This is a genomic window from Nonomuraea sp. B12E4 (genome assembly GCF_039871825.1).
In the GTDB taxonomy this organism is placed as follows: Bacteria; Actinomycetota; Actinomycetes; order Streptosporangiales; family Streptosporangiaceae; genus Nonomuraea.
In genome coordinates this window covers 1-13,116 of sequence record NZ_JBDPME010000014.1, presented here as the reverse complement: position 1 = coordinate 13,116, position 13,116 = coordinate 1, and the positions used below count along the sequence as shown (strand labels likewise).

At 71.1% G+C, this 13,116-nt stretch carries 7 protein-coding genes; 3 read left to right on the top strand and 4 right to left on the bottom strand.

Features of this window, described 5'->3' with window-relative positions:
• Positions 1-271: 271 nt before the first annotated feature.
• Positions 272-1,999 (top strand): acyl-CoA dehydrogenase family protein, encoded by a 1,728-nt coding sequence (locus ABGB18_RS28190; protein ID WP_347698633.1) that lies wholly within the window; start codon positions 272-274, stop codon positions 1,997-1,999.
• Here ABGB18_RS28190 and ABGB18_RS28185 read toward each other — a convergent pair.
• From ABGB18_RS28185 to asnB, 4 genes are read right to left on the bottom strand one after another with little or no spacing between them, the layout of a single operon-like run.
• A complete protein-coding gene (locus ABGB18_RS28185) occupies positions 1,977-2,804 on the bottom strand; it encodes an amino acid racemase (protein ID WP_347698632.1) in 828 nt (275 codons plus the stop codon). The genes ABGB18_RS28190 and ABGB18_RS28185 overlap by 23 nt on opposite strands.
• A gap of 11 nt (positions 2,805-2,815) precedes the next feature.
• Positions 2,816-5,464 carry a condensation domain-containing protein gene (locus ABGB18_RS28180; protein ID WP_347698631.1) on the bottom strand — a complete coding sequence of 883 codons (2,649 nt, stop codon included), beginning with the start codon at positions 5,462-5,464 and terminating at the stop codon, positions 2,816-2,818.
• A complete protein-coding gene (locus ABGB18_RS28175; RefSeq protein ID WP_347698630.1) occupies positions 5,461-7,347 on the bottom strand; it encodes an amino acid adenylation domain-containing protein in 1,887 nt (628 codons plus the stop codon). The genes ABGB18_RS28180 and ABGB18_RS28175 overlap by 4 nt, the downstream gene beginning before the upstream one ends.
• Before the next feature lie 42 nt (positions 7,348-7,389).
• Entirely contained in the window at positions 7,390-9,261 is a 1,872-nt protein-coding gene (gene asnB / locus ABGB18_RS28170; protein ID WP_347698629.1) for an asparagine synthase (glutamine-hydrolyzing), read from the bottom strand.
• Positions 9,262-9,479: 218 nt separating this feature from the next.
• On the opposite strand from asnB, the gene ABGB18_RS28165 reads away from it, so the two are divergent.
• Both ABGB18_RS28165 and ABGB18_RS28160 read left to right on the top strand, forming a co-directional pair.
• Positions 9,480-9,695 (top strand): MbtH family protein, encoded by a 216-nt coding sequence (locus ABGB18_RS28165; protein WP_347698628.1) that lies wholly within the window; start codon positions 9,480-9,482, stop codon positions 9,693-9,695.
• Between the two features lie 35 nt (positions 9,696-9,730).
• The coding region (locus ABGB18_RS28160; protein ID WP_347698627.1) for an amino acid adenylation domain-containing protein at positions 9,731-13,116 on the top strand (3,386 nt) is incomplete at its 3' end.

Below are 13,116 nucleotides of genomic sequence, written 5' to 3'. Positions count from 1 at the left end.
GCGGGGGCACGCCCGAGGAGTTCTGCCGGGCCGGCCGGCGCGGATGGAGGGTCCGCGTTCTTTCCGGACGTGGGCTCTTGTCCGTTCTCGGAGTCCCGCGAGAAATCCAGCGGCGCTCCTTAAACCGGTCTTAAAGGTCGCTTAATTCGTGCGGGGCGCGTTGATAATGCGCCGGGCGGGTTCCCCTGAGACATTCTTTTTCGATGTCCGGGCGCCGGACTAGTATTTCTTCCGGACGATTCGCTGGCCGCTGAATCGAAACGGTGAATCAATGACTGGATCGCTTTCTTCCGCTCAGGCGCTGGCCGCCTCCTTCGACGGGTTCCTGGGGGACCCGATGGCCGGCGGGACTCCGTACTCCTACGTGGAGATCGTGGCGGGCGACGAGGCGTCGGAGTTCCCGGCGAACGCCCGCGGGCTGATCGAGGAGTGGGGTTTCCACCGGCTCCTCGTCCCGGTGGAGCAGGGCGGGCGGCTGCGCACGCTGGAGGATCTCGCGCACGTGTGCCGGGTCCTGTCCCGTCGCAACGCCGCGGTCGCCGTGACGTACGGCTCCGCCCTGCTCGCGGCCAACCCCGTGTGGCTGTGGGGCAGCGCCGAGCAGAAGCGGGCGCTGGCGGATGAGCTGCTGGCCGGTGGCCTGGCCTGCTTCGGCGTGTCGGAGGCCGACCACGGCAGCGACCTGCAGGCGACCGAGGCGACCCTGACCAAGGAGGGGGACGGCCTCCGCCTGACCGGCGTCAAGTGGCCGGTGGGAAACGCCACGCGGGCGCGCTTCGTCACCGTGCTCGCCAGGACCGGCGAGTTCGACCTCTCGCTGGCGCTCGTCGACAAACAGCGGCTGCCCGACGGCGCGTGGAGCTGCCGCCCGTTCGTGCGCACCCTCGGCCTCAGGGGGCACGACCTCAGCGGAGTCGAGTTCCACGAGGCCCCGCTGCCGGGCGACGCCCTGATCGGGCCGTCCGGCATCGGGGTGACCCAGGTGCTCAAGACACTGCAGATCACCCGTACGGCCATCGCGGCGCTCTCCCTGGGCACCATGGACGCCGTGCTGCGCATGGGACTCGGGTACTCGATGGGCCGCCGCCTCTACGGCGACAAGATCTTCGCCATTCCCATCATCCGGCACCAGCTCGTGCAGGAGCATGTCAACCTCTTCATCGGCGAGTGCACGGCGCTGCCGATCTCGCGGGCCCTGGTGCTGGCTCCGGAGCGGCTGAGCCTGTGGTCCGCGGTCGCGAAATACCTGGTGCCGGTCATCGCCGAGGAGACGGTGCACAGCGTGGGCGTGGTGATGGGCGCCCGCAGCTACCTGCGGGAGGGCGTGGCCTCCGGCGCCTTCCAGAAGCTCCAGCGTGACCATGCGATCGCGAGCGTCTTCGAGGGCACGACCCACGTCAATCTCCAGTGGATCGCCGAACAGCTTCCCGCTGTGGTGGCCCGCGCGGGCGAGCCGGACGACGCGGCGCGGGACCTGGTGCGGCGGCTGTTCGACCAGGGCGAAGACACTCCGGTGTGGAGCCCGGACGGGCGGCGGCTGCGCCTGGCCAACGGCGGCCTGGACGAGATCAGCGCCGCGTGGCCGCTCGCCGTCCGCCGCACCGAGTCCCTGGTCCGGGGCCGGCGCCCGCCCGCGGCCGGCGCCGACCTGCTCGACCTGTGCGCCGCGCTCGGCGAGTTGCGGGACGCCCTGCACACCCGGGTACGCGGCACCACGCCCTGGAACTCGAGCTCCGTCCGGGCGCTGGCCGACGCGAACGCCCACTGCGTTCACCACGCCGCCGCATCGTGCCTGCTCATGTGGCTCGGCAACCGGGACCGCCTGGGAGGCGCGTTCGCGGACGGCGGGTGGCTGGTGCTGTGTCTTCAGCGGCTGCTGCGGCGCCTGTCCGTGGAGGCCGAGGTGGATGAGCGGTACGCGGCCGAGTTGGGGGAGCGGCTGGAGCGTGGCGCGGATCGGGGGGAGTGGGTCACCCTCACATCGCTCGCGGCCGGATGAGTTGCTCGCGGGCGGGTGAGCCGCCTGCGGTCGGCGCGGTGCGAGCGGCCGGCTTGACGCCTCCTGCGGCCGGCTTGACGCCTGCGATCGGTTCGGTGCTCGTGGTCCCGGCCTCGTCGTACAGATGCTCGACGCAGGCGAGGGCAAGGGCCCGGAGGCTGGAGATCAGGAACTCGGGTGGCAGTTCCGCGGCCTCGTACGCGAGGGGCAGTTCGGTGCACGCGGCCAGCACCGGCACCCGGTGGCGGTGCCACATCCCGGAGACGGCCGTCAGGAAATCCTGACCTGCCGCGGCCAGGCGGCCCGCCTTCACCAGGACACTCGTCCGCTGGACGTACGCCTGGATCGAGCCGCCGGGCACGTGCAACGGGTAGCCGAGCTCCACGGCCCGGCGCTGGTAGATCCCGCTCGCCACGGTCCCCGTGGTCGCCGCCAGCCAGCCCCCCTCCGGTGCCCGGCGCATCGCCTCCCGCAGGGTCGCGTCCACGATGTGGACAAGGGGGACAGGGAGCTCGTCGGAGAAGCGTTCGATGAAGGCGTGCGCCGTGTTACACGGGACGGCCAGGAGATCCGCTCCCCACCGCGCGAGACTCAGCAGCCCCTGCCTGATGGGGACCAGCGGGTCGGCGCGGCCGGCGAGCACGGCGGTACTGCGGTCCGGAATCCCCGGCTCCGACAGCAGGAGCAGGCGGGCGTGCTCCTGATCGGTCCCGGCCGGGGATTCCGCGGCGAGCAGGCGCAGGAACTCGGCCGTCGCGGCCGGTCCCATTCCGCCGAGGACGCCCAGGGTCCGCCGCGACGGCATCGCGCAGCACATCATGCGCGCGAGCGGCCGCCGGCCAGCCGCTCCAGCCAGGCCGTGGCCCGGCCCGGCTCGACGCCGGCCACGTCCCCGCCCGTCCGCGACGACCACTGGAGGCGGAGCCGCCCGCCGGCGAGGCAGGCGCCGATCTCCATCGGGTACGCGGCAGGCAGCGCGGCCAGGCCGTGGCCGGGCAACGCCAAGGGCTGGAACGGCTCCGCTCCGCCGGTGAGGTCGGCCTCGTCCGCGAAGCGCCCGAAGTAGTGCAACCGGACGGACGCGATCCCCAGGTCGGCTCCCGCCGTCAGAACCGAGCGGGAGTCGTACGGAGGCGTGACCCGTACCTGACGGCCGATCTCCTCCAAGACCGCGCCGGGGGCACCGAGATCCGGGCGGGTGAGGTCCGGCCGGGTGAGGGAGACGGAGCCGGCGGCGAGCAGCGGGCCGACCGTCATCGCCTCCCGCTCGTCCGGCCGCCACGCGTGATCGGCGAATTCCACGGTCAGCGGCGGTACGCCGGGTTCCCGGGCGGTGGCGAGCGCGGCGAGTACGGCGGTGATCTCCGGTAGCCCGGTCTCGGCGGTTCCCCGCAACAGCGCTCGTGTCTCCGCCTCGGGCAGCCACGTGGTGGTGACTTCGCCCGCGCCCGGCCCGCCCGCGCCCGGCTCAGCCGCGCCGGGAACCCACGTGCCCGCGCCCGGCTCGGACGTGGGGACGCGGGGGGCGGGTCGGACGTGCTCGGGGCTGGGGAGAAGGGAGAGGAACGAGCCCGCCGGCGGCGGCTCGGGGGACGCCTCGCCGAGCCAGTCCCAGACGCCGGCGAGGTCCGTCAGCAGCAGCCGGAACGAGCGGACGTCCATGACGAGGCCATGCGCGGCGATGAGGAGCAGGCGCGCGTCGCCGGTCTCCACGATCGCGCATCTCACGACGGGACCGGTCACGGGGTCCGTCTGCGCGAGCAGCCGGTCCGCCAGGGCCCTCAGCACGTCGTCGTGCGGCCCGGGGCGCAGGCTCAGGTCCAGCCGTTGCACAGGGACCCGCGCGGCGAGGCCGGCGTCGAACTGCTGCCAGTCCCCGCCGGGAGCGCCCTGCCGGAAGCGCAGGCGGAGCGCGTCGTGGCGCAGCACGAGCTGCGACACCGCGCGGCGGACCCGGGTGAGGTCGGTGTGGTCCGGCAGCCCGGCCAGGACGACCCGCCCGGGAACGGCGCCTGGCTCTCCGCTCCTGGAGAGGAGGCGGTGTTGCGCGGGGGCTGGGAGGAACGACTCCCGGCCGGCGGCCCGGGAAGCGGACGCGGAGGCCCGATCTCCGGGGGCTCGATCTCTGGAGGGTCGGTCGCCGGGGGTCCCGTCGCCGGGGGCGTGGTCCTGATCTTCGGTCGCGGGGGAAGGGGACGGGAGCTCATGACGCAGCAGAGCACCGGCCTCCCGGGGGATGCTGTCGACCGCCACCCACCGCTCGGGAATCAGGAAGCCGGGCAGGGCACGCGCGGAGAAGCCGCGCAGGGCGGCGGAGGTGACCGGGCCGCGGGCCACGTAGTAGGCCACGAGCCGGCGGCCGAGACGCTGACGGTCGGCGGGGTCGGCATAACCGATCTTGCCGAGCATGGTCCGCACGCGCGGGATGTTCACCGGCGCGCGCAACTCCTCATCCGCCTGTGCCCGGCGCAGGTGGCCCAGCCGCACCTCCCAGCGGGTGGGCGACTCGTAGTTGTGGTAGCCGCGCTCGGCGCTGTGCACGTAGACGCCGACATCGTTGATCATGCAGTTGGAGCTGCAGAAACCCGTGTCCTTGGGTTGTGACCAGGCGGTCGCCTGCTCCGTGAGGAAGCGCAGGATGCCGTCCTTCGCGACATCGTCGTAGCGGAAGAAGTCGACGACCTCGACGGCGTCCACCGCCGCCGGGTCGACTCGCTCGCCGATCTGGTGGTAGACGGTGCGCCCGATCGTGAGTTGCCGCTCGATCTCCCGCGGGTCGAAGACGCCTCGCCGGTAGAACCAGCTCAGCCGCTCGTCGATGATCTGGCCCCGGGACAGGCCCGTGACGATTGTCGGGATCCGGCGTTCCGCGGCGAGCTGCGTACTCAGGCTCAGCAGCGAGCGGAAGCAGCCGTTGCACACGCTCTTGTGCTGCCGCAGGCTCTCGACGAAGATCCGGTTCTGGTCGTCGCGCCCCGCGGTGACGTGCTCGATGCCCAGCTTGCTGGTGATGTCCTCGACGTTCCGCAGCGCGGTGCGCGAGATGAACCCGTTGTCGAAGGTGAACGTCATCACCCGCAGGCCGAGGTCCACAAGCCGGTGCAGCACGTACGTGCTGTCCTTGCCGCCGCTGAACAGCAGCAGGCAGTCGTACTCGGCCGCGCCGCGCCCGACCTTCTCCCGGAAGTCCTCGACCCCGCCGAAGTAGGAGTGGATCTCCTCCCGGTGACCGGTGTAGAGGCGGCAGAAGGCACAGGTGCCGTCCCCGTCCAGGTCGGCGCCGGGGTAGGCGGCGTCCATGCCGCAGCTCGCGCACGCCCGCGCCACCACGGCGGGCGAGGCGGAGCTCTGGTACACCACGGCGCAGTCGGCGACGTGCTCGTGCGCCAGGATCGCCAGCTCGACTTCCCGTTCGAGGACGCGCGCCTGCCCGGCGTTCAGCGGCGCCGGCCCCGACCGGCTCATCTCGTGCCCTCGCCCGCTCCGGGCTGGGTCGCGCCCAGCACGTCCAGCAGGTCGTCGTCGGCGCCGGGCTCGTTCACGAGCGCCTCCTCCAGTTGCCTGGCGAGCGCCTCGATGGTGGGCTCGGCCAGGAACGCCTGCAGGTGGACCTCGACGCCGAACTCCTCGCCGAGCCGGGAGATCATGCTCATGACCAGCAGCGAATGGCCTCCCATGTCGAAGAACTCGTGCCGGACGCCCACCTCCTCGACCGGTAGCAACTCCTCCCACAGCCGCGCCAGCGCCTTCTCCGTCGGCGTGCGCGGCGCCACGATCTCCTGGTCCTCCCGAGGGGCGGGAACCGTGGGGGCGGGCAGGGCACGCCGGTCGACCTTCCCGCTGATGGTGCGCGGCAGCTCGTCGAGCGCCACCAGCACGGAAGGGACGGCGCTGCCCGGCAGCCGCTGCGCCAGGTGGTGGCGCAGCTCGTCGTTGTCGGCGGGACCGGACAGTTCGAGGAACGCGCACAGCGAGGGCGTCTCGCCGGTCCCTTCGTGGACCACCGCCGCCGCGTCCTTCACCATCGGGTGGGTACGCAGCACGCTCTCGATCTCGCCCAGTTCGATCCGTACGCCGCCGACCTTGACCTGGTGGTCCTTGCGCCCGACGAACTCCAGGTCGCCGCCGGGCAGCAGGCGGCCGAAGTCACCGGTGCGGTAGACGACGTCCGCCGGATCCCCGGTCAAGGGGTTGGTCACGAACGCGGCGCGCGTCTCCTCCGGAAGGTCCCGGTAGCCGAGCGACCGGTGGGGCGTCCTCAGGTAGATCTCCCCGACCCGGCCGGCTTCGCAGGGGCGACGGCCGGCGTCGAGCAGCAGGACCTCGGCTCCCGGCATGGGCCGGCCGATCGGGATCGAGCCGCGCCGGGTGTCGTCCGGGGTGACGAAGTGGTAGGTCTTCGTCATCGTGGTCTCCGACGGGCCGTACAGGTTGAGCAGCTTGATCCGCTCGCCGTGGCGCTCGAACCACCGGGCCGCGTCGGAAGGGGACAGCCGCTCGCCCGACATCGCGACGCATCGCAGGTCGAGCAGTTCGGGCCCGCCGGCCGAGGCGGTGACCAGGCCGCGGAAGATCGACGGGACGCAGTGCACGAGCTGGACGCGCTGCTCGTCGATCCAGCCGAGCAGGCCGGAGGGGTCCAGGAGCAGGCCGGTGGGCGGGACGCACACCGTTCCCCCGGTCGTGAGGGGGACGAACAGATCGCGCAGCATCGCGTCGAAGGCGGGGGAGGTGAGATGGCTGACCCGCCAGCCGCTCGCCGCGCCGATAAGCTCGGTCTCCCAGCGGATGTAGTGATCGATGCCGCCGAGCCGGCCGACGATGCCCTTGGGCCGGCCGGTGGAGCCCGAGGTGTACATGACGTAAGCGGGATCGTCGGGCGCGGGGGCGTGCGGGGTGAAATCCGGTTCGAGCGCGTGCTGGTCCGGTTTTCCCGCCTCCACCCGGATCAGGCGGGCGCCGGGCAGGTGCGTACGGCACAGCTCCAACGCCTTACGGGCGACGGCACCATCGCCCGTAAGGCCGCCCACGACCACGTGTTCGGCCCTGGTGTCAGCAAGGATGTGGCCGATCCGCGCCGGAGGAGCCGCCAGATCGACGGGGACGAACACGGCGCCGATCTTCAAAATGGCCAGGACCGCGGTGATCGTCTCACAGCGGTCCTCGGCGAGCACGGGGACGAGCCGGCCGGCTCCGACGCCCGCCGCGCCCAACTCGGTCGCGACGCGGGTGGCCGCGTTCTCGAGCGCCGCATAGGTCAGCTCGCGCTCCGGGGACGACACCGCGCCGCGTCCCGGCGACCGCTCCGCCGCTCTCCGGACCATCGAATGGATCGCCTCGAAAGCCATCCTCATTCCTTCCTCAAGACACGTCCTCGCCGATGCCGTAATTCAGTGGTGGTCGGGCAGGTCGAACAGGTCCACGAGCACCCCGAAACTGAGGACTATGAGCAGCAGGTCGTCGCCGAGGTGCGGGTGCACGTCGAAATCGGGGCGCAGGTACCGCGTCCTGAGCCGCTCGACGGTGTCGGGATTGAAGTAGCCCTGCCGTTTGATGCGGGCGTACGACAACATGTCGTTCGCCCATTCCTGGTCGTGCCGCAGCAGCCAGGGGCTGCCCGGCGCGCGAAAACCGAATTTCTCGCGCTGGAGTATTTCGGCGGGCACCAGCCCGAGCGCCGCCTGTTTGAGCACGTACTTCTCGCTCCGCGGGGTGACCATGAGACGCGGCGGTATCGTCGTGGCGAAATCGATGACGTCGCGATCCAGGAACGGGTAGCGCGCCTCGACGGCGTTGGCGAGGCCCATCCGGTCGCCGTGGTCGGCCAGCAGGTGGTCCGAGAGCCGCAGCTTGACGTCGATGTACGACCTCTGGTGCAGCGGATGCCGGTTACGCAGCCGCTCGTGGTCGACCAGCGGCAGGTTCAGGCAGTCGAACTCGTCGAACCGCGCTCCCGCCTCCGGCGAGTAGAGCTCCAGTTTCGTCTCACTCCAGGCCTGGTAGTCGCGCTCGTAGAAGATGCGCTCATCGCCCCACAGGCGATGCCTGGCCTCGTCCTCCAGCAGCTCGCCGACCCCCCGGCGAGACCGCGTGCCGGTACGACCGGCCTGGTCGAAACGGTAACCGGGATACCCGCCGAACAGCTCGTCGGCGCCTTCCCCGGTCAGGACGACCCGCACCCCTTCCCGCCGCGCCGCGGCCGACAGGGACAGTGAGCAGGTGTTGTAGGTCTCCTTCACGGGGCATTCGGCGTGCCAGATCATCCGGCGGAAGCTCTCGGCGGCGTCCCGGGCCTCGAACACCTCCTCGTGGTGGCGGGAGGAGACCTTGCCCGCCATGAGGCGCTGGTAGGGCGACTCGTCGATGGCGGCGTCGGGGAAGGCGATCGAGAAGGAGTGCCGGCGGGTGCGGGGGGAGACCTCGCCGACGAGGGCGGCGATGAGGGACGAGTCCAGCCCTCCGCTCAGGTAGAAGCCCACGGGCACGTCGGCCAGCAGGCGCCGTTCCACCGAGGTCGCGAGAAGGGCGCGCAGCCTTTCGACGTAGAAGCTCTCCGGCTCATCGCCGGGCTCCTCGCCGAGCTCGGGGAAGTCAAGGTCCCAGTAGCGGACCTTGCGTACCTGCCCGTCCTGGACCAGCAGGTAGTGCCCGCTTTCCAGGCTGCGCACGCCTGCGAACATGGTACGGGGGCTGACCGGTCCGGGAAAGGTGAGCACCTGGTCCAGGCCGGCCAGGTCGACCTCGCGGCGGACGTCCGGGTGCGGCAGGACGGCCTTGACCTCCGAGCCGAAGACGAAGTGCTCGGCGGTCTGGGTGTAGAACAGCGGCAGGATCCCGACATGGTCGCGGGCCAGGAAGAGCCGGTGGCGGTTCCGGTCGTAGATCGCGAAGGCGAACTGGCCCCTGATGTCGTCGAGCAGCCTGACCCCCCGCTCCTCGTAGAGGTGGATCAGGACCTCGACGTCGCCCTCCGTACGGAACGTGTGCCCGCGGGCCACCAGCCTCTCCCGCAGCTCGCGGTGGTTGAATATCTCACCGTTGCAGACGAGGACCAGGCTGCCGTCCTCATTGGTGATCGGCTGGTTGCCGGTGGCGAGATCGATGATGCTCAGCCGGCGAAATCCCAGCCCGATTCCGGGGTGGGTGAATCGGCCGGAGCTGTCGGGACCGCGGTGCTCCAGCACGGCCGTCATGGCCGACAGGACCTCGTCGTCGGCAGGTCGCCGCCCGCGAAGGTCCATATATCCAGCGACACCGCACATGGCTCCGCTTTCCTTGGGGGCTTACCACTGGTTTCCATCATGCGGCCCGGCGGAGTTTTCAGCCATCGGCGGCGGCGTTGAATAAAGAGGCCTTTTATCGGGCGTCATGCAGCTGCTTAAGCCGCGGATAAGTCGAAGATTAGAGGCGATTGCTAGCCTTCCAGCAGAATACGTGCGACATACGTGCGACCCGTTTTCGAGCCCACCGGAGCATCGCCGTGACGAATCCCTTTGATGACGAGGACGCGCCCTACGTGGTTCTGGTGAACGTCGAGGGCCAGCACTCCCTGTGGCCGACGTTCGTGGACGTGCCGGCGGGGTGGACCGTCGTGTTCGGCGAGGCCGACCGTGCCGCCTGCCTGCGCTACGTCGAGGAGAACTGGACCGACATGCGGCCGAAGAGCCTCGTCGAAGCCATGGAACGGCAGGCGTGACCCGGTAGCGATCCGGGAGAGTGATGGAGGACGAAGTGGCGGAACGGAACAGAGTGGCGGACATCCTGCCGCTGACGCCTTTTCAGGAAGGCGTGTTGTTCCACGCACTGTACGACCAGGACGGCCCGGACGTCTACAACGTTCAGTACCGCCTGGACCTGGCGGGGGACCTGGACGCCGCCGCGATGCGGGCCGCCGCGGACGCCCTGGTGCGGCGGCACGCGGCGTTGCGCGCCGCCTTCCGCCAGCGCGGGAACGGCCAGTCCGTCCAGCTGATCATCGAGGGTGTGGCGGCGGCGTGGCGCGAAGAGGACCTGCGGGAGCTCCCGGGCGAGCGCCGGGACGCCGAGGTCGCGCGGTTGACCGCCGAGGAGCTGGACCGGCGCTTCGACCTGTCGCGGCCCGAGTCCTTGCGCTTCACCCTGATCCACCGCGGCGACGGCCGCTCGCGTCTCCTGCTCACGAACCACCACATCCTGCTGGACGGCTGGTCGATGCCCATCCTGCTGCAGGAGCTGTTCCACCTGTACGAGAAGCGCGGTGACGACGGCGAGTTGCCGGCCCCCGTACCCCACCGCGACCACCTCGCCTGGGCGGTGCGGCAGGACGCCGGCAAGGCGAGGGAGGCGTGGCGGCAGACCCTGGCGGGCCTGGCGGAGCCGACGATCGTGGTCCCCGTCGACCCGTCACTGCCACCCGTGATGCCCGGCAAGCACAAGGTCGTGCTGCCGCCGGAACTCATGGCCGCGATGAGCCGCGCCGCGCAGGGTCACGGGCTCACGCTGAACACGGTCATCCAAGGCGCCTGGGGCCTGTTGCTGGCCCGGCTCACCGGGAGGGACGACGTCTGCTTCGGCGCCACCGTCAGCGGCAGGGCTCCGGAGGTGGCGGGGGCCGAGGGGATGGTCGGCTCGTTCATCAACGTCGTTCCGGTTCGCGTGCGCCCGAACGCGGCCCGTCCCGTGGCCGAGATGCTGGCCGAGATACAGGACCAGCAGGCCGAGATGATGCCCCACCAGCACCTGGGGATGGCCGAGATCCAGCGGATGGCCGGCCTGGGACAGCTCTTCGACACGGTGGTGGTCGTGGAGAACTATCCCTTGGACGTCTCGACGTTCGACGCTCCCGCCGAGGGGCTCTCGCTGGTCGGCGCGGATGTGCACGACGCGGCCCACTTCCCGCTCAGGCTCGTGGTCCTCCCCGTGCCCGACCCGCAACTCCACATCGACTATCGGCCGGATCTGGTCACCGCCGACGAGGCCGAGGCCGTCGCGGATCGCCTGATACGCCTCCTGGACCAGATCGCCGGCGCTCCCGAGCGAGAGGTGGGAAGGCTGTCGATCCTCGCCCCCGGCGAGCGCGCGCGGCTGCTCACCGGGCTCAACGGGACGCGACGGCCCGAGGCGTTCGCCAACCTGCTGGAACGCGTGCGGGAGATGGCCGCGACGCACTGGGAGGAGCCGGCGGTGATCGCGGACGACGCCCGGGTCACCTACGGGGAGCTGTGCGGGCGAGCGGGCGCCCTGTCCCGCCGTCTTCGTTCCCTCGGTGCCCGCCCGGGCGGGATGTGCGCCATCTACGCCAGCCGCGGCGCCCGCGTCATCGCGGGGGTGCTCGGCGTGCTGGGAGCGGACAACGCGTTCCTGCCTCTCGACACCCGCGCCCCCGTGGCTCGCAACGCGGCGATGCTGCGGGCGAGCGGCGCGGAATTCCTCCTCGCCGGGCCCGAGCACGCGGGGACCGCGGCCGAGATCGCGGCGGCCGCGCAGATCTCCTGCCGGATCGTGGCTCTCGACGGGTCCGCCACGCCCGACGGGGGTTTCGAGCCGCCCGAGGTCCGTCCGGACCAGCCGGCCTACATGCTCTACACCTCCGGCAGTACGGGCCTGCCCAAGGGGGCCCTCGTGCACCACGGGGGCATGGTGAACCACCTGGCGGCCAAGAACGAGGATCTCGAGCTGGGCGATTCCGACATCGTCCTGCAGAACGCCCCGCTGACCTTCGACGTCTCGGTGTGGCAGATGCTGACGGCCTCCACCGTCGGCGGGTGCGTCGTGGTCGTCGGCGATGACGTGGCGCTGGACCCGGTGGCGCTGTTCCGCCGTTCCGAACGGGAGCGGGTCACGGTGCTGGAAGTGGTGCCGTCCCTGCTGCGTGCCGCGCTGGACGCCTGGGACGACGGGGCGCCGCTCCCTGACCTGGGGGCTCTTCGCCGGCTGCTGGTCACCGGCGAGAGCCTTTCCGCTGATTTGTGCCGGCGCTGGTTCCGGCGTTTCCCCGGCGTTCCAGTGGTGAACGCGTACGGGCCCACCGAGTGCTCCGACGACGTGACCCACGGCTTCATCACGAGCGCGGCCGACGTTCCGGACGTGGTCGCGCCGATCGGGCGGCCCGTCCGCAACCTCGAACTGTACGTCCTGGACCGGACTCTCCAGCCGGTGCCGGCCGGGGTCCCGGGCGAGCTGTACGTCGGCGGCCAGGGGGTGGGCCTGGGGTATCTCGGCAGGCCCGCCGCCACGGCGGTGTCGTTCGTCGCCGATCCGTTCTCGGGCCGGGCGGGTGACCGCCTGTATCGCACCGGTGACCTCGTACGGGCTCTTCCCGACGGGCAGCTCGAGTTCCTCGGGCGGATGGACCACCAGGTGAAGATCCGTGGGCAGCGGGTCGAGCTGGGTGAGATCGAGGCGGCGCTGCGTACCACGCCCGGGGTCAAGGACGCCGTGGTGATGCTGCGCGCCGATGTGGCGGGTCATGAGCGGCTGGTGGCCTACCTGGCCGGTTCGGCCGGTCAGGAGGATGCGAGGGAGACGGCGGAAGCCCAGCTTCCACCCCATATGGTGCCGGCGGTGTTCGTGCTGCTGAAGACCCTGCCCGTCTCAGCCAACGGCAAAATCGACCGCGCCGCTCTCCCCACCCCCGACACCCCCACCAGCACCGGACGACCACCCCGCACCCCCACCGAAACCACCCTCGCCGAACTCTTCACCGAGATCCTCGGCATCCCCCACATCACCATCGACGACGACTTCTTCCACCTCGGCGGACACTCCCTGCTCGCCACCCGCCTGGCCAGCCGCATCCGCACCACCCTGGGCACCGACCTGCCCACCCGCGCCATCTTCGAACACCCCACCATCACCACCCTGGCCACCCGCCTCCACCCCGACCCCGAAACCGACACCGAAACCGACACCGAAACCGGCACCGGCACCACCGGCACCCAGCGGCCCGCCCTCACCCCCCAACCACGACCCCCCACACCACCCCTGTCCCACGCCCAACGCCGCCTCTGGCTCCTGGCCGAACTGGAAGGCCCCACCCCCACCTACAACCTCCCCACCGCCCTGCGCTTCCACGGCCCCATCGACACCAACGCCCTGCGAGCAGCGCTCCGCGACGTCCTCGAACGACACGAAAGCCT

Bases quoted from the DNA above. Each gene is read 5' to 3' on its own strand.
- asnB (WP_347698629.1), bottom strand. From the start codon at position 9,261: ATGTGCGGTGTCGCTGGATATATGGACCTTCGCGGGCGGCGACCTGCC.
- ABGB18_RS28190 (WP_347698633.1), top strand. From the start codon at position 272: ATGACTGGATCGCTTTCTTCCGCTCAGGCGCTGGCCGCCTCCTTCGAC.
- ABGB18_RS28175 (WP_347698630.1), bottom strand. From the start codon at position 7,347: ATGGCTTTCGAGGCGATCCATTCGATGGTCCGGAGAGCGGCGGAGCGG.
- ABGB18_RS28180 (WP_347698631.1), bottom strand. From the start codon at position 5,464: ATGAGCCGGTCGGGGCCGGCGCCGCTGAACGCCGGGCAGGCGCGCGTC.
- ABGB18_RS28185 (WP_347698632.1), bottom strand. From the start codon at position 2,804: ATGCCGTCGCGGCGGACCCTGGGCGTCCTCGGCGGAATGGGACCGGCC.